14 protein-coding genes are annotated in these 16523 nt (G+C 64.4%); 12 read left to right on the forward strand and 2 right to left on the reverse strand.

The features are described 5' to 3' along the window. Positions 1 to 20 precede the first annotated feature (20 nt). The 8 genes from argB (at position 21) to QMG25_RS10980 (ending at position 8551) form a co-directional block, all read left to right on the forward strand. Positions 21 to 917 (forward strand): acetylglutamate kinase, encoded by an 897-nt coding sequence (argB, locus tag QMG25_RS10945; RefSeq protein ID WP_283460131.1) that lies wholly within the window; start codon positions 21 to 23, stop codon positions 915 to 917. Beyond that, a complete protein-coding gene (locus tag QMG25_RS10950; RefSeq protein WP_283460133.1) occupies positions 917 to 2242 on the forward strand; it encodes an acetylornithine transaminase in 1326 nt (441 codons plus the stop codon). Before argB ends, QMG25_RS10950 begins: the two co-directional genes overlap by 1 nt. Continuing rightward, positions 2242 to 3234 (forward strand): ornithine carbamoyltransferase, encoded by a 993-nt coding sequence (gene argF, locus QMG25_RS10955; RefSeq protein WP_283460135.1) that lies wholly within the window; start codon positions 2242 to 2244, stop codon positions 3232 to 3234. Before QMG25_RS10950 ends, argF begins: the two co-directional genes overlap by 1 nt. Positions 3235 to 3236: 2 nt before the next feature. Next, positions 3237 to 3773, forward strand: coding sequence for an arginine repressor (locus tag QMG25_RS10960; RefSeq protein WP_283460137.1), 537 nt, complete (start codon positions 3237 to 3239; stop codon positions 3771 to 3773). Between the two features lie 110 nt (positions 3774 to 3883). Continuing rightward, a complete protein-coding gene (locus QMG25_RS10965; RefSeq protein ID WP_283460140.1) occupies positions 3884 to 5089 on the forward strand; it encodes an argininosuccinate synthase in 1206 nt (401 codons plus the stop codon). Between the two features lie 2 nt (positions 5090 to 5091). Next, positions 5092 to 6555, forward strand: a complete 1464-nt coding sequence (gene argH, locus QMG25_RS10970; RefSeq protein ID WP_283460142.1) for an argininosuccinate lyase — start codon at positions 5092 to 5094, stop codon at positions 6553 to 6555. Positions 6556 to 6725: 170 nt separating this feature from the next. Further along, positions 6726 to 7460 carry a maleylpyruvate isomerase family mycothiol-dependent enzyme gene (locus QMG25_RS10975; protein ID WP_283460144.1) on the forward strand — a complete coding sequence of 245 codons (735 nt, stop codon included), beginning with the start codon at positions 6726 to 6728 and terminating at the stop codon, positions 7458 to 7460. Positions 7461 to 7618: 158 nt separating this feature from the next. Then, positions 7619 to 8551 carry a hypothetical protein gene (locus QMG25_RS10980; protein ID WP_283460146.1) on the forward strand — a complete coding sequence of 311 codons (933 nt, stop codon included), beginning with the start codon at positions 7619 to 7621 and terminating at the stop codon, positions 8549 to 8551. A gap of 120 nt (positions 8552 to 8671) precedes the next feature. Here the strand turns inward: QMG25_RS10980 and QMG25_RS10985 are convergent, their stop codons facing one another. Continuing rightward, positions 8672 to 9562, reverse strand: coding sequence for a DNA-3-methyladenine glycosylase family protein (locus QMG25_RS10985; RefSeq protein WP_283460148.1), 891 nt, complete (start codon positions 9560 to 9562; stop codon positions 8672 to 8674). Positions 9563 to 9640: 78 nt separating this feature from the next. Further along, entirely contained in the window at positions 9641 to 10663 is a 1023-nt protein-coding gene (locus QMG25_RS10990) for a zinc-binding dehydrogenase (protein ID WP_283460149.1), read from the reverse strand. A 43-nt stretch (positions 10664 to 10706) separates the two neighbouring features. On the opposite strand from QMG25_RS10990, the gene QMG25_RS10995 reads away from it, so the two are divergent. The 4 genes from QMG25_RS10995 (at position 10707) to tyrS (ending at position 15876) form a co-directional block, all read left to right on the forward strand. Beyond that, entirely contained in the window at positions 10707 to 11372 is a 666-nt protein-coding gene (locus tag QMG25_RS10995; protein ID WP_283460151.1) for a DNA-3-methyladenine glycosylase, read from the forward strand. Between the two features lie 186 nt (positions 11373 to 11558). Continuing rightward, positions 11559 to 12062, forward strand: a complete 504-nt coding sequence (locus tag QMG25_RS11000; RefSeq protein WP_283460179.1) for an adenine phosphoribosyltransferase — start codon at positions 11559 to 11561, stop codon at positions 12060 to 12062. Between the two features lie 161 nt (positions 12063 to 12223). Further along, positions 12224 to 14464 (forward strand): HelD family protein, encoded by a 2241-nt coding sequence (locus QMG25_RS11005; protein ID WP_283460153.1) that lies wholly within the window; start codon positions 12224 to 12226, stop codon positions 14462 to 14464. 101 nt (positions 14465 to 14565) lie between these two features. Further along, positions 14566 to 15876, forward strand: coding sequence for a tyrosine--tRNA ligase (tyrS, locus tag QMG25_RS11010; RefSeq protein WP_283460155.1), 1311 nt, complete (start codon positions 14566 to 14568; stop codon positions 15874 to 15876). Positions 15877 to 16523: the final 647 nt, after the last annotated feature.

The following is a 16523-nucleotide window of genomic DNA, read 5'->3' on the forward strand; positions in this document are numbered from 1 at the left end:
CAGGATTGAAGGACAACATGATGAGTTCGGTGGAAATCGCGCAGGACAAGGCCAGCACGCTGATTGAAGCGCTGCCGTGGATCCAGCAATTCGCAGGAACCGTGGTGGTGGTCAAGTACGGCGGCAACGCCATGATCAACGACGAGCTGCGCCGCGCCTTCGCCGAGGACATCGTCTTCATGCACCACGTGGGGATCAAGCCGGTGGTGGTGCACGGCGGCGGGCCGCAAATCAATGCGATGCTCAAGCGCCTCGACATCCGAAGCGAGTTCAAGGGCGGGCTTCGCGTGACCACCCCGGAAGCCATGGACGTGGTCAGGATGGTGCTCACCGGCCAGGTGGGCCGCGAACTGGTGGGCCTGATCAACGAACACGGCCCCTACGCCGTCGGACTTTCCGGTGAGGACGGGGCACTGCTGCAGGCCGAACGGACCGGCACCGTGGTGGACGGGCTGCCCGTTGATCTGGGGCTGGTGGGGGAGGTGGTGGGCGTGAACCCCGGGGCCATCCTCGACCTGTTGGAGGCCGGACGGATCCCGGTCATTTCCACCGTGGCCCCCGAAGTGGGGGATGCCTCCACGGTGCTCAATGTCAACGCGGACACTGCCGCCGCATCCCTGGCCGTGGCGCTGCGGGCCTCGCGCCTTGTCATCTTGACCGACGTCGAGGGGCTGTACGCCAACTGGCCGGACAAGTCCTCGCTGCTGAGCGAGCTGAGCGCCGAGGGCCTGCGGGCGATGCTGCCCCAACTCGAGTCGGGCATGATTCCCAAGATGGGTGCGTGCCTGGCCGCGGTCGACGGCGGTGTGGCACGCGCCGCTGTGGTGGACGGGCGCAGCGCCCACTCGGTGCTGCTGGAACTGATGACTTTTGAAGGCAACGGAACACAAATTTTCCCGGATGAGGATGACAACTGATGAGTGAAGAAACCCAAGCAAACGGTGCCGAGCCGGCAGGCACTGAAACTGCAGGCGCCGAGCCGGCAGGCACTGAACTGGGCACCGCCAACGCGGCCGCCGTGGTCGGCAGCGGGACCAGTGCTCAGTGGCTCGCCCGCTACGGCAATTCCTTGATGGGTGTTTTCGGCAGCCCGCAGCGGGTCTTGGTGCGCGGCGCCGGGTCCCTGGTCTGGGATGCCGACGGCAAGGAGTACCTGGACCTGTTGGGCGGCATCGCCGTCAACGCGCTGGGCCATGCGCACCCCTTTGTCACCTCGGTGGTTGCCAGCCAGCTGTCCACGCTGGGGCATGTCTCCAACTTCTTCACGAGCCCCACACAGATCGCACTGGCCGAGAAGCTGCTGGAATTGAGCCAGGCACCGGAAGGCTCCAAGGTTTTCTTCGCCAACTCCGGCACTGAAGCCAACGAGGCAGCGTTCAAACTGGCCCGCGCGCACGGCGGATCGGCCCGCCCCACCATCCTGGCGCTCGAAGGCGCCTTCCACGGCCGCACCATGGGCGCCTTGGCCATGACGGCCAAGCAGGCCTACCGCGAACCCTTCGAGCCCATGCCGGCAGGCGTGCGCCACATTGCCTTCAACGACATTGACGCCCTGCGCGAGGCCATGGACGAAACCGTCGCCGCGCTCATTCTCGAACCCATCCAGGGCGAGGCCGGCGTTCGCCCGCTCTCGCGGGAATACCTGCAGGCCGCCCGTGAACTGAGCCGCGGACACGGTGCCCTGTTGATTTTCGACGAGGTGCAGACGGGTGTTGGCCGCACCGGCAGCTGGTTTGCCGGCAGCGCTGCAGGGGTCACCCCCGACGCCATGACACTGGCCAAGGGCCTGGGCGGCGGATTTCCCATCGGGGCCATCATCACTTTTGGCGACGCTCCCTCCCATCTGCTCAGTGCCGGCCAGCACGGCACTACTTTTGGCGGCAATCCCGTGGCCACCGCCGCAGCGCTGGCCACCCTGCACGTGCTGGAATCCCAGGACGTGCTGGCCAATGTGAGGGCCGTCAGCGACGTCTTCGCCGAAGGCCTGGCCAAGGTCGACGGCGTGGGCGACGTGCGCGCTTTCGGCTTGCTGGTCGGTTTTGACTTGGCAGAACCGGTGGCCGCCGGCGTGGTCGGTGCCGCACTGGAAGCCGGTTTCATCATCAACGCCCCCGGCCCCCACACCATCCGCTTGGCACCGCCGCTGAACCTGAGCGCCGAGCAGGCGCAATCGTTCCTGGCAGCACTGCCCGCATTGATCGCCACAGCCGTGGCCGCACAGCATTCGAAAGGCAATTCCTGATGACACGCCACTTTCTCACAGACACCGACCTGAGCCCCGCGGAACAGGCGGAAGTTCTGGAGCTGGCCGCGGAGCTGAAAAAGCAGCCGTACTCCAAGTCCACCTTTGCCGGGGACGGGTCAGGCGCCCAGACCGTGGCAGTGATCTTTGACAAGACCTCCACCCGCACCCGCGTCTCTTTTGCCGCTGGCGTCGCAGCGCTCGGCGGGAATCCGCTGATCATCAACCCCGGCGAGGCGCAGATCGGCCACAAGGAATCCATCACGGACACGGCGAAGGTCCTGGAGCGGATGGTCTCCACCATCGTGTGGCGCACCTACGCCCAGGCCGGCCTGGAGGAGATGGCCGCCCATTCCAAGGTGCCCGTCATCAACGCGCTCTCCGACGACTACCACCCCTGCCAGCTGCTCGCGGACCTGCTCACCATCAAGGAGCACAAGGGCGAGCTGGCCGGACTGACCATGACGTACATGGGCGATTCCGCCAACAACATGGCCAACTCCTACCTCCTCGCCGGCGTCACGGCGGGCATGCACATGCGCATCACCGGTCCCGCGGGTTACCTTCCGGCGGACGACGTCGTTGCTGCCGCCCACCAGCGCGCGGCCCTCACCGGCGGTTCGGTGCTTGTCACCACCGACGCGGCGCAGGCCGTGGCCGGTGCCGACGTGCTGGTCACCGACACGTGGGTGTCCATGGGGCAGGAAGAGGAAAAAGCCGAGCGCATGGAGCTCTTCAAGGACTACGCTCTCGACGAGGCCGCCCTCGCCCAGGCCGACCCGGCCGCCGTCGTGCTTCACTGCCTGCCCGCCTACCGCGGCTACGAAATTGCCGCGTCCGTCATCGACGGCCCGCAGTCGGTGGTCTGGGACGAGGCGGAAAACCGCCTGCACGCGCAGAAGGCGCTCATGGTGTGGCTCGTGGAAAAAACGGCAGCCGAAAACGCTGCAGCGAACGGCCCCGCAGCCACTGGTCGAGGGGCCGGGAGCTGACCATGTCAAGGCCCACGGGAGCGACGGCGGGCATGCCTGCCACCAAAATAGCCCGGCAGGCCAGGGTTCAGGCCCTGCTCAATAGCCGTGCCGTGCGTTCCCAAGCCGAGCTGGCCACACTGCTGGCCGACGACGGATTGGTGGTGGGGCAGGCGACTCTGTCCCGGGACCTGGTGGAATTGCGGGCCGTGCGGGTGCGAGGCGCAGAGGGCGCCTTGATTTATGCGCTGCCGCGCGAAGGCGGGGAGCGCGGGGTGCACTCGGCGACCTCGCAGGAGCAACTCGACACCCGGCTGATCCGCTTGTGCGGGGAGCTGCTGGTGACGGCGGAGGCTTCGGCGAACATTGCAGTGCTGCGCACCCCGCCCGGGGCTGCCAACTTCCTGGCACTGGCCATTGACCATTCCGTCATGCCCTCCATCCTTGGCACCATTGCCGGGGACGACACGGTCATGGTCATCACGCGGGACCCTCTCGGAGGGACGGAAGCTGCCGAACGGTTCCTGCAATTTGCTGCCGAATCGGGGGCGGGGGCCTGAGCCCTCGCAATGAATGAATATTTTTTAGTTAGATTGCATAATCATGCATTATGCTTTGAGGTAACGTTGAAAACACTCTGATGAGTCGTGCAAACCTAGGGAGAAAAATCGTGACTGAACGCATTGTATTGGCCTACTCCGGCGGCCTTGACACCTCCGTGGCCATTGGCTGGATCGGCGAAGCAACCGGCGCGGAAGTTATCGCCGTGGCCGTCGACGTGGGACAGGGCGGGGAGTCCTTGGAGGACATCCGCCAGCGCGCCCTTGGCTGCGGCGCCGTTGAAGCCTACGTGGCCGATGCCCGCGACGAATTCGCCAACGAGTACGCCATGCCCGCACTGAAGGCCAACGGCCTCTACCAGGGCCACTACCCGCTGGTTTCCGCCATCTCCCGCCCCGTCATTGTCAAGCACCTGGTCAAGGCCGCGCGCGAATTCGGCGCCACCACCGTGGCCCACGGCTGCACCGGCAAGGGCAACGACCAGGTCCGCTTTGAAGTCGGCATCCAGACCCTCGGCCCGGACCTGAAGTGCATTGCCCCCGTCCGCGACCTCGCACTGACCCGCGACAAGGCCATCATTTACGCCGAGTCCCACAACCTGCCCATCGAGACCACGAAGAAGAACCCGTACTCGATCGATCAGAACGTCTGGGGACGCGCCGTGGAAACCGGCTACCTCGAAGACATTTGGAACGCACCCACCAAGGACATCTACGACTACACGGCCACCCCGGAATTCCCGCCGGCACCGGATGAGGTCATCATCTCCTTCGCGCAGGGCATCCCCGTCGCCATCGACGGCGTGAAGGTCACCCCGCTGCAGGCCATCCAGGAACTGAACCGCCGCGCCGGCGCCCAGGGCGTGGGCCGCATCGACGTCGTCGAGGACCGCCTTGTCGGCATCAAGAGCCGCGAAATCTACGAAGCACCCGGCGCCATGGCGCTCATCACGGCGCACAAGCACCTCGAAGACATCACCATTGAGCGCGAGCAGGCCCGCTTCAAGGCCACTGTTGGCCAGCGCTGGACCGAGCTGGTCTACGACGGCCAGTGGTTCTCCCCGCTGAAGCGTTCACTGGAGGCTTTCATCGATGACACCCAACAGCACGTCAACGGAGACATCCGCATGACCCTGCATGGTGGCCAAGCCATCGTCAACGGCCGCCGCTCCGAGACGTCCCTGTACGACTTCGATCTGGCCACCTACGACACCGGCGACACCTTCGACCAGTCGCAGGCAAAGGGCTTCATCGAGCTGTGGGGCATGTCCTCCAAGGTTGCCTCAACCCGCGACCAGCGCGCTGCAGGCAAGTAGCGGTGGCAGAGCAGAAGCCGGCGGGCGGGCCTGTCGAGACCTCGGGACCCGGGGCCCACGGGACCAACGAGGGCGCCTTGTGGGGCGGCCGCTTTCAGGGCGGTCCTGCCGATGCGCTGGCGGCGCTGAGCAAGTCAACGGACTTCGACTGGCGGCTGGCACTGTATGACATTGCCGGTTCCAAGGCGCACGCCCGCGTCCTGAACACGGCCGGATTGTTGGATGCTGGCGAGCTCTCCGGCATGCTGGCAGCCCTCGAGCAGCTGGAAGCGGACGTGAAGTCCGGTGCCTACACGCCGTCCGAGTCCGACGAGGACGTGCACGGCTCGCTTGAGCGCGGCTTGATTGAGCGCGCCGGCACTGCCTTGGGCGGCAAGCTCCGTGCCGGGCGTTCACGCAACGATCAGGTTGCCACTTTGGGGCGGATGTACCTGCGTGAGCACGCCAAAATTGTTGCTGCAGGAGTGCTGAGCGTTATTGACGCGCTCGTGGGTCAAGCCAAGGCCCACCATGGTGTGGCCATGCCGGGGCGCACCCACCTTCAGCATGCACAGCCTGTGCTGCTCAGCCACCACCTGCTGGCCCACGCCTGGGCACTGTTGCGCGATGTGCAGCGCCTCGTGGACTGGGACAAGCGTGCCGCAGTGTCGCCCTATGGCTCCGGCGCACTGGCCGGTTCCTCGCTGGGTCTTGACCCGAACGCCGTCGCCGCGGATCTCGGCTTCGATTCCGCCGTCTGGAACTCCATCGACGGCACGGCTTCCCGCGACGTGTTTGCCGAGTTCTCCTGGGTTGCCGCCATGATCGGCGTCGACCTGTCGAGGGTCTCGGAGGAAGTCATCCTGTGGGCCACGAAGGAATTCTCCTTTGTGACGCTGCATGATTCCTACTCCACGGGCTCCTCGATCATGCCGCAGAAGAAGAACCCCGATGTGGCCGAGCTGGCTCGCGGCAAGGCAGGGCGCCTGATTGGTGACCTCACCGGGTTGCTGGCGACGCTCAAGGGCCTGCCGTTGGCGTACAACAGGGACCTGCAGGAGGACAAGGAGCCCGTCTTTGACGCCGCCGACACCCTCGAACTGCTGCTTCCCGCCGTGTCCGGCATGATCGCCACGTTGGTGTTCAACACCGAACGCATGGAAGCGCTGGCTCCGCAGGGATTTGCCCTCGCCACGGACATCGCCGAATGGCTTGTTCGCCAGGGTGTGCCGTTCCGCGACGCCCACGAGCTCTCAGGTGCGGCTGTCAAGGTTGCGGAGGCACGCGGCGTGGAACTGTGGGATCTCAGCGATGAGGAGTACGCGGGAATTTCCTCCCACCTCACCCCGGAGGTTCGCACGGTCCTGAGCACCAACGGCTCGCTGAACAGCCGCAACGCCCAAGGCGGCACGGCCCCTTCAGCAGTTCTGGCGCAACTGGCAGCCCTTGAGGAGCAGCTCGGCGAGGTGCGGGTGTTTCTGGCCTGACCGGCGTCGTGCGTCCCAAAACAGCCCGTTTCAGCACGGGCGCACGTTTTGAAACAATTGGGAAATGCCCGCATCCTTTCTGGATGCGGGCATTTCCTGCTCTAGCGCCTGGCGGGCTCCCACCACTCGCAGGCTCGCGCCGGGCCCCTCGGCCGTCTAGGCTGGGGTTCATGACTGATATTTCAAATGCGCAGCTCCTGGAGCGACTCCAGGCTGCTGCGGACACTGTGAGTTCCAAGGTGGCGGGCCTGCGCGACGAGGACGTCCTGGCCGCCACCGAACTGCCCGGTTGGACGCGCGGCCACGTGCTGGCCCACCTGGCCCATGTCTCCAATGCCGTGGCCAGGCAGGTGGAATACACCCTGCGCGGGGAACGGATCGACTTTTACGACGGCGGCCCAAGCGGACGGACGCAGGCCATTGAAATGGCCGCCGGGCAGGGCGCGCGGGAGCACCAAGAGGCTCTTGCGGCCGGAATGACAAAGGTTTTGGGGGCGCTTGAGGGGCTCGAGGTAGAGCAGTGGCAGTTACCCATCAGCTACCGCAACGGTGTGGTTCGCGACGGTGCGCTGGCCTACTGGCGCGAGCTTCTCATTCACCTTACCGACTTGCAGGTGGGACGCGGACCTGAAACGTGGTCCAAGGAATTCTGCCTCTACCTGCTTGAATTCCTGACGCCGCGCGTGCCCGAAAACACCCACCTGAAGCTGTTGCCGCTGGGATTGTCCCCCATGACGATCGGCACGGGCGAGAACGCGGTCTCGGTCTCCGGCATGCTGACCGACATCGTCGCCTGGCTGGCCGGACGCACTCCCACCATGGGCAGCCTGCGCGCCGAAGCCGCAGCAGACTCGGTGGAACTGCCGAAATTGCTGGGCTGGCCTGCGCCGGCACCGGGCAAATAGCGCCGGGCTGCGACCGGGCAGCGCTTTCTGATTCGAAACGGGAGCAGTCGGCAATGTTCACGACGAACATTGCAGACTGCTCCCGTTTCGATTGCGGGTGTCCGGAAATTGGCTGTGGATAACCGGATTTTGGCCTATTTTCCGGGAAACAATGGGGTATGCGCCGTTCCGCACTGCCGGACAACCTGCTCCGGAGGACCTTTACTACCAAGACCGCCGATGCTGCGGGCGTGTCCAACGGACGCACTCGGGCCAAGGACCTGATCCGGGTTTCGCGCGGCATTCTGGTGCCGGACGGAGTGCCGCTCCACGGTGCGGCGGCGCTGGCGGCATACACGGAGGCCAACCCCGCCAGCGTGCTGAGCCACCTGTCGGCCGCGCGTCTCTGGGGGATCCCGCTGCCGCCGCGCCAACAGGGCGATTGGCGGATTCACCTAGCCAATCCACCCTCGAACGCTGCCCCGCGACGGGTGAATGTGGTGGGGCACCGGCTGACTTTTGCCCGCGGGGAAATCTGGAAGCTCGACGGCGTCCGGCTCACGGGTGCGGCGCGAACGTGGCTGGACCTCGCCGCCCTTTTGTCATGGCAGGAGTTGGTGGCGGCGGGCGATTTTTTGGTGTGCAGCCACGGGGCAGGGTTCCCGGTGCCGCGCCAATCCGTCTGCAGCATCGATGACTTGGTCCGAGTCGCTGCCAGCCATCCCGGATACCGGGGCCTGCGCAATGCCAGGGCGGCGCTGGAACTCATCCGTGTTGGTGCCGATTCACCACCGGAGACCGCCATGCGACTGGAGTTGGTCGCAGCGGGACTCCCGGAGCCAGAACTCAACGTCGTGGTCCATGACGAGGAGGGCCGGCCGCGGTTGTGGCCCGACGGCGCGTATCGGCAGTACAGCATCAGCCTGCAATACGACGGCGACCACCACAATGGGCCCGAGCAGTACCTGCGCGATATGCGCAGGCTGGAAACCACCAAGATGCTTGGCTGGGAGGAAATCCGGTTGGGCCGCAACGATCTGACTGGCGAACACCCGACCGTTGTCCACAAAGTTGCCAACGCGCTGCGCGCCAAAGGCTGGAAACCGCAATGAACCCCATCGAAACGGGAGCAGTTGGCAATGTTTTCCAACAACATTGCCAACTACTGCGCTTTCGGCGGGGTGGTGCGTTGAACGCAGAACCGTGGGGCAGACCCCGCAGGGGAGCCTGCCCTACTTTTCCCCGGACCTACGCCACAAGTGCAATGTGGCGTAGGAGCGCCAGGGCCGCAGCGGCTCGGCCGCAGTGCTGAGTTCTGCGGCCTTGATGGCGCGGGCCTGGGCTGGCGTGTCCCCGCGGAGCAGCCCGTAACCATTGCGCACGGCCGCATCCCCGGGCAGGAAGACATCGCTGCTGCCCAAGACACGCATGGCCACATATCCCACCGTCCACGGCCCAATGCCCGCGATGGGGAGCAGCTTCGCGGCCAAGGAATCCTCGGTGTCTTCGGAGCTGATGGACAGCTGCCCCTTGGCCAACCGGGCCGCCACATCCAGGATCGAATCGATGCGCCGGGCCGGCCCGCGCAGGATGCTCCTGCCTCCGACGGCAATCTGGGCCGGGGAGGGGAAGAACCGGCGCATGGAGCCATGCGGCAGCCGGCTGGGCGTGCCGAGCACCGCCAGTTGGTTCAGCGCCGTGCGGGCGGCGGCAACGGTGATTTGCTGGCCCACCATGGCCCGGATGAGGATTTCCGCCGGATCGGTGCAACCGGGCAGCCTGATGCCGGGAAGCGCTGCAACACGAGGTGCCAGCAGCGGAATTCTTCCCAGTGCTGCGTCGGCAGCGGCAGGGGAGTGGTCAAGGTTGAACAGGTGCCGAACGTGGATCAGCAGCTCGGCGGAGTCCTCAGGTTGCTCGACTTCATGTTCAAGCAGCAAGGAGGTGCCATCCCAGCCAATGCGGAACCACCCGTGGCCGCCAGCCAGCTGCAAGGTGCGCGCATAACTCTTGGGGCCCGCTTCGATGGCTCCAGTTTCCTCGACGCCTGCCACGGCACGGACTGCGAGAAAGTCGAATATCCCCGGCTCAAAAGGGGGAGTGAAGTCCAATGTAACGCTCATGCGAACATTCTTCCACGCTGCGGCGGACAGATTGCTTGCAAGATGCGGCTGAACGTCCTTGGCCGTCACACTTGGCCGTCACGCCGATTTTGGGACCAGCACGATCTTGCCGCGGACGGTTCCCGCTTCCAACGCCGCATGCGCTTCGGCAGCTTCGGGCAGGGGCAGCACTGTGACATTCAATGCCCGCAGGCTGCCGTCCTGCAATATGGCGTTGACGGCTCCTGCGGCGGCAGCCAGATCCTCCACCGTGGCGTTGCTGATGGCAAAGCCGCGGATACTGCCATCCTTGGTGTACAGCCTGCCCAAAGGCACCGAATCCGTGGCGGCCAGGCCGGACAGGACAATGATCCGTCCGCGCATGGCCAGAAGCTCGACGGCGAGGCCCAACCGGTGCCGTCCCGACGTTTCCAGATGGACGTCCACACCGCGGCCGCCGGACACCTTGCCGGCGGCTGCCTGCATTTCCGCGGGGAAGTCTGCGGAACGGTAGTCCAGCGCAACCGAGGCCCCAAGGGCAAGGCAGCGTTCGACGTCGGCCGCGCTGGAGGAGGTGATGGAGCGGGCCCCTGCACGGACCGCCTGGACAAGGGCTGCGGTTCCGACCCCGCCTGCCGCGCCGCCAATGAACACCGTCTCGCCAGGCTGCAGCTGCGCGTGCGTGTGCAGAGCCAAGTGGGCCGTGGCCGCCGAAAGCAGCACGGCCGCCGCTTCGACTGCATCCACACCGGCAGGCAAGCGGTACAGTCGCTCGAGCGGAACCGCAGTGAACTCGGCCGCCGTGCCCGGCCTGCCGCCAAAACCCATCGAGTTGGCCCACACGGAATCGCCAACGCGGAAGCCGGCGGGATCGTCGGGCATGCCCGGCCCTACCCGTTCAACTGTGCCCACCACATCCCGGCCGAGTACCTGCGGAAAGACCAGTCCGGTGGAGTACGTCCCGGCGCGGACAAAGGTGTCCACATGGTCCACTGCAGCGGCCGCCACCCGGACCATGACAGTGCCTGGCAACAAGGCAGGCAGTGGCAACTCGCCGAATTTGATGACGTCGGCTCCGCCCGTCGACGTGAAGTATGCGACATTCATCATTTCCAGGCCCATGGGTGGAGTCTAGGCGCAAAGCCCACGCTGCTAAGTTGGGAAGATGGGCGCGCCAATCGACATTCTTGAACTACTGGAAAAACCTGCCACTGTGGTGGCTCCCTACCTGCTGGGCGCACTGGTGCGGCACGAGAGTCCGGAGGGGCCCGTCGTTGTGCGCCTGACGGAGGTGGAAGCGTACCTGGGCCCGCGGGATTCCGAGCACCCCGATCCCGGTGCGCACACCTATCGCGGCAAGACGAACCGCAATGCTGTCATGTTCGGCCCGCCCGGCCACCTCTACGTGTACTTCACCTATGGGATGCACTTTTGCGCGAACCTGGTCTGCAGGCCCGAGGGGTTGTCGTCAGGGTGCCTCATGCGCGCGGGGGAGATCGTCGAAGGGCTGGATTTAGCACGCCTGCGCCGTCCCACAGCGAAGCACGACTATGAGCTGGCCCGAGGTCCTGCCAGACTCACCAAGGCCGTGGGGTTCAATCTCTCGCACAATGGCATCGCAGCACTTGGCGGGGACGTCACCGTCACCTTGCCATCCACTCCGGAACGCAACGTGCAGACAGGCCCGAGAGTGGGCCTGAGCGGACCCGGCGGCACGGAGAACTACCCGTGGCGGTTTTGGATTGAGGGAGACAAGACCGTGTCCCGGTTCAAACCGGCAGTGGTGCGATCCGCCCGTCGAACCACACCCGACGCTCCGAAAATCCAATAAGGTTCGGTGCCGCCGGCACCGGAGGCACCGAATACACGCAGAATTAACACACGCCTGCTGCGGATATCCGAACAGCGATTCTCCAGCACGCTGTACCGTTGAAGGGTGAATCAGACTCTTACCGCCCAGGAAGCCCCTTTTCAAGCTCCTCTTGAAGACAACGACAATCCCGCCGTTTCTGCAGTTATTGAGCGTTTGTGCGCCACGGTGGAGGACTACCCGCAGGAGGGAATTGTTTTCAAGGACCTGACGCCTGTTTTTGCCGACGGTGCTGCATTGAAACAAGTGGTGGATGCCATTGTGGAATCCTTCGCCGGACAGTTCGACGCGGTGGCCGGCGTGGAGGCCCGCGGGTTCTTGCTTGCAGCGGCTGCCGCCTACGCCACCGGAACGGGCGTCATCACCATCCGCAAGGCCGGAAAACTGCCGCGCGATGTCTACTCCGAAAGCTACGCCCTTGAGTATGGCGAAGCCACCTTGGAACTGCACCGCGAAGACGTTCCTGCTGGCACGCGTGTGTTAATTCTCGACGACGTCCTTGCCACCGGGGGAACACTGGGTGCCGCCGCGGCCCTGCTTGAGCGCACCGGAGCCGTCGTGGCCGGCGTTGGGGTGGTGCTGGAGATCGATGCTCTGCCTGGCCGGGCGAACCTCGACGGCATGGAAGTCGTCTCGCTGCTGCACGTGTAGCCAGGTTCGGCACCAGGACAGCCGGTGATGCCGGCGCCGGGGAGCCCCCTGGCGCAAGCAACATGTTGGCGTGCTCACAAACGTCAGCGCCGGCGCACGGTACGGGATAGAATAGACGGTCCGCCTTTTTGGCGGCATGCCTTACCTATCAGGAGCCTTGCATGTATGACGACGAGTTGGCCCAAGAACGAAGCTATGTTGACGAACTGTATTCACGCTTGGATGAACTCCGTGCTGAAAAGGTTGAGCAGCTGGCCGATGTGCGCCGGACCAAGTCCATGGGGACGCACCAAAACCGCTCCGAACGCGACGCCTTTGCCACGCTGTACGAGGACCGCCTGGCCCAGCTGAACGCCGTCGACGACAAGCTGGTGTTTGGCCGGCTCGACCTCGACGACGGCCAGGACCGCTACATTGGCCGCATTGGGCTGCTGTCCGAGGACCTGCGCCAGCTCATGGTCGACTGGCGCGCCCCCGAAGCAGGCACCTTCTACCAAGCCACCGCCTTTGAACGCATGGGCGTGCGTCGTCGTCGCCACCTGCTGCTGCAGGGCAGGAACGTGAAGGCCATCGAAGACGACGTCCTTGACCACACCATGCTCTCCGACAACGAACACGTCCAGGGTGAGGGTGCCCTGCTGGCAGCGTTGAATTCCAAGCGCACGGGCCGCATGAATGACATTGTCGGCACCATCCAGGCCGAGCAGGACAGGATCATCCGCTCGCCCCTGAGCGGGGCCTTGGTGGTGCAGGGCGGCCCGGGTACGGGGAAAACCGCGGTTGCGCTCCACCGCGCCGCCTACCTTTTATACACGCACCGCGAAAGGCTGCAGTCCGCCGGGGTGCTGCTGGTGGGGCCGTCGCGGGCTTTCATGAAATACATTGAGCGCGTGTTGCCGTCCCTCGGCGAAACCGGGGTGGTCATGGCCAGCGTGGGAAACCTGTTCCCCGGTGTGCAGGCCGTCGGATTCGAATCCGCTGAAACCGCAGTGCTCAAAGGCCGCATTTCCATGGTCCAGGTGGTGGCCAACGCGGTCGCCAACCGCCAGCGCTTGCCACACGGAGATGTCAGGCTCGACGTCGAAGGCACCCGCTTGGTCCTCACCGTCCGCCAGGTGCGCCGCGCCAGGGACAAGGCGCGGGCCACCGGCCTGCCGCACAACGAAGCGCGTGTCACCTTTGTGAAAACCCTGCTCCGTGAGCTCACGGAGCAGTTGCGCGAACACATTGAATCTGCCGGGGCGGGCAACAACGCCGACCGCTCCTACCTGGCCGAAGATGTGCGCACCGCCCGCGACGTTCGCGTCATGCTGAACTTGTGCTGGATGCCCATGACGGCGGGGCAGTTGCTCGATGAGATGTTCAGCAAGCCGGAGATTCTGGCCGCTGTGACACCGGGACTCAGCCCGGACGAGCGGGAGCTGCTGCTGCGCAGTCCCGGTGCGCCCTGGACGGAGTCGGATGTGCCGCTGCTGGACGAGGCGGCAGAGCTGCTGGGCGAGATGGACGCCACGGGAGGCCGCGCCCAGGCCAATGCAGAGTCGCAGCGCAAACGGGATCTGGCCAATGCTGAAAAGGCGCTTTCCAACATGAACCAGCAGATGGAGGATTCCGGCGTCGACGGGATGCTCACCGCTGAGCAACTGGCCGACTACAACCTTGTCGGGGAGGCATCCCAGACCAGCGCCGAGCGTGCACTGACAGACAGAACGTGGGCGTATGGGCATGTGGTGGTGGACGAGGCCCAGGAACTTTCGCCCATGCAGTGGCGGCTCCTGGTGCGCCGCTGCCCGGTGAAATCCTTCACGATTGTCGGGGACATTGCCCAAACCAGTTCCGCCAGCGGTGCCATGTCCTGGCAACAGGCATTGGCACCCTTCATGGGGGAGCGTTGGAACATCGAGGAACTGACCGTCAACTACCGCACTCCTACTCAGATTGCCGAGGCCGCCGTGCGCATGGCCAATGCAGCAGGCCAGATTGTCTCGGCCCCGAAGGCCGTGCGCGACGGCGAATGGGAACCCTTCGTTGATTTTGTCGCCGCAGGAGACGTGATCACCCAGGTGGTCGCTGTCATGCCGGAGGAAACTGCCGCCGTGGGTGGGGGGCTTGTCGCCGTGATCGCACCGCGCGCCATGGTGCAGGCCACCACGGCCGCACTGCGGAACGTCTACGGATCCCGGATCGGCCACGGCGCCGGTTCCCTGGAACAGGACATTGTGGTGATCGACCCGCACGAGGCCAAGGGCCTGGAATTCGACGGTGTGATCATTCTGGAGCCCGCCGAGTTGCTGGCCGGTGCCAACGGCCGTGTCGGGGATCTGTATGTCTCCATGACGCGGCCCACCCAGCGTCTGCGGCTGATCAGCTCGAGGCCGCTGCCGGCAGGAATCGAAAAATAACAAGGGGGCCGCACCCGCCGTCGTTGTCCTGCGCGGCCACGGCGGGAGGCGGCCGGACGGCGAATGGCGGAGAACCGGCGTCGTGCTGGTAATTTTGGGGTGTGTCTTTGCAAACTGAACTCCACGTCCCCGAGAACGACCCCAGCTTCGCCAACGTTTGGCAGGAGCTGAAGTGGCGAGGCCTTGTGCAGGTCTCCACCGACGAGGCAGCCCTTGAAGAGCTGCTCGCCGGCGATCCGATCACCTACTATTGCGGCTTCGACCCCACCGCGCCGAGCCTGCACCTGGGCAACTTGGTCCAGCTGCTGACCATGCGCCGCATGCAGCTCGCCGGCCACAAGCCGCTGGGCTTGGTGGGCGGCTCCACCGGACTGGTGGGGGATCCGCGTCCGACGGCGGAGCGCACCATGAACTCGAAGGAAACCGTCGAGGAGTGGGTTGGCTACCTGCAGGGCCAGGTGCAGCGGTTCCTGTCCTTTGAGGGGGAGAACGCGGCGCGCATGGTCAACAACCTTGACTGGACCGAACCGATGTCGGTGCTGGACTTCCTGCGCGACGTGGGCAAGTACTTCCGCGTTGGCACCATGATCAAGAAGGACATTGTGGCCTCGCGGCTGAACTCGGACGAAGGCATCAGCTACGCCGAATTCAGCTACCAAATCCTGCAGGGCATGGACTATCTCGAACTGTTCCGCCAGTACGGCTGTGTTCTGCAGCAGGGCGGCTCGGACCAGTGGGGCAACCTGACAAGCGGAGCGGACCTGATCCGCAAAGTGGAAGGTGCTTCCGTCCACGCGCTGGGAACGCCGTTGATCACCAACTCCGACGGCACCAAGTTCGGCAAGAGCGAAGGCAACGCCATTTGGCTCGATGCGGCCATGTGCAGCCCCTTTGACATGTACCAGTTCTGGCTCAATACGGCAGACGCCGACGTGGTGGACCGCCTCAAGGTGTTCACGTTCCTTGGCCACGAACAGATTGAAGCCGTTGCCGCCGCTGTGGCGGAAAAGCCGCAGGCCCGCGAAGGCCAACGGACCCTTGCCTTCCAAGTCACTTCACTTGTACATGGTGCCGATGCCACCTTGAAAGTCATCGCCGCCTCCGCTGCCTTGTTTGGCCAGGGTGAACTGGCTGCCCTGGATTTGGCAACCCTGGAATCGGCCACCAGGGAACTGCCGCGCTCAACGGCGCCGGCAGCCGGGGTGACCATTGTGGAACTGTTGGTGGCTGCGGGACTTTCCAAGAGCAATTCCGAGGCCCGCCGAACGGTGGGGGAGGGCGGGGCCTATGTGAACAATGCCAAGGTCACCGATCCTGATTCCGTGCTTGGCGCAGCCGATGCTCTTCATGGCAAGTACCTGCTGGTGCGCCGCGGGAAGCGGACCCTGTCCATGGTGGAACTGGCCGGCTAGTCCCCACTTGCCGGCCCAGTAAATCGCTGTCGCGATTTCCCGGGAACCTGGCAAATGTGGGCCCATCCAATCCCTCCCCAAGGGCGTCCGCTGGCGCGTACCCCCTTGGGGCCCCTCGGGATTGTGGGCCCACCGTACTTCCCAAGTGACACCCGCTGGCGCGTCCCCCCTTGGGTCCACTCGCGCCTATGTGCCCACTCAGACGTGCTGCCCGCCCCGACTTGCGTTGGGGCGGGCAGCTGTGTATTGTTCTATCTGTTGCTTGCGCAACGCTGAGCCACTCCGCTTGCGGGGAAGTGCTCACCACTCCGCAAGAAACAAAAACCAGAGAATATATGTTGAATACAATCGACTCTTCGAATTGATAATATTCAAACGAAAACATGGTTTTGCGGAAAACATGGAGTGACGAGCCACACACGCTGTGGATTGGACAAAATGTATTCCTTTGAAATAAAGTTTCATTATCGCAACGACGAAAACTAATTGGAATAAACAATTAGGAATTACTCGAATTGCATTTGTTGTTTGAGAACTCAATAGTGTGCCAAGTTTTATTGATACCAATTTATTTATATGGATTGGTTATTTGGTTTTGTTGTTGCCGCCCCTGTGGTGATGGCAGGACTGTTTAGCTGGTTTCGAAT

Origin of the sequence: Arthrobacter sp. H35-D1 (assembly GCF_030063185.1) — a bacterium.
Classification (GTDB): Bacteria; Actinomycetota; Actinomycetes; order Actinomycetales; family Micrococcaceae; genus Specibacter.

Bases quoted from the DNA above. Each gene is read 5' to 3' on its own strand.
- argB (WP_283460131.1), top strand. From the start codon at position 21: ATGAGTTCGGTGGAAATCGCGCAGGACAAGGCCAGCACGCTGATTGAA.
- QMG25_RS10950 (WP_283460133.1), top strand. From the start codon at position 917: ATGAGTGAAGAAACCCAAGCAAACGGTGCCGAGCCGGCAGGCACTGAA.
- argF (WP_283460135.1), top strand. From the start codon at position 2,242: ATGACACGCCACTTTCTCACAGACACCGACCTGAGCCCCGCGGAACAG.
- QMG25_RS10960 (WP_283460137.1), top strand. From the start codon at position 3,237: ATGTCAAGGCCCACGGGAGCGACGGCGGGCATGCCTGCCACCAAAATA.
- QMG25_RS10975 (WP_283460144.1), top strand. From the start codon at position 6,726: ATGACTGATATTTCAAATGCGCAGCTCCTGGAGCGACTCCAGGCTGCT.
- QMG25_RS10980 (WP_283460146.1), top strand. From the start codon at position 7,619: ATGCGCCGTTCCGCACTGCCGGACAACCTGCTCCGGAGGACCTTTACT.
- QMG25_RS10985 (WP_283460148.1), bottom strand. From the start codon at position 9,562: ATGAGCGTTACATTGGACTTCACTCCCCCTTTTGAGCCGGGGATATTC.
- QMG25_RS10990 (WP_283460149.1), bottom strand. From the start codon at position 10,663: ATGGGCCTGGAAATGATGAATGTCGCATACTTCACGTCGACGGGCGGA.
- QMG25_RS10995 (WP_283460151.1), top strand. From the start codon at position 10,707: ATGGGCGCGCCAATCGACATTCTTGAACTACTGGAAAAACCTGCCACT.
- QMG25_RS11005 (WP_283460153.1), top strand. From the start codon at position 12,224: ATGTATGACGACGAGTTGGCCCAAGAACGAAGCTATGTTGACGAACTG.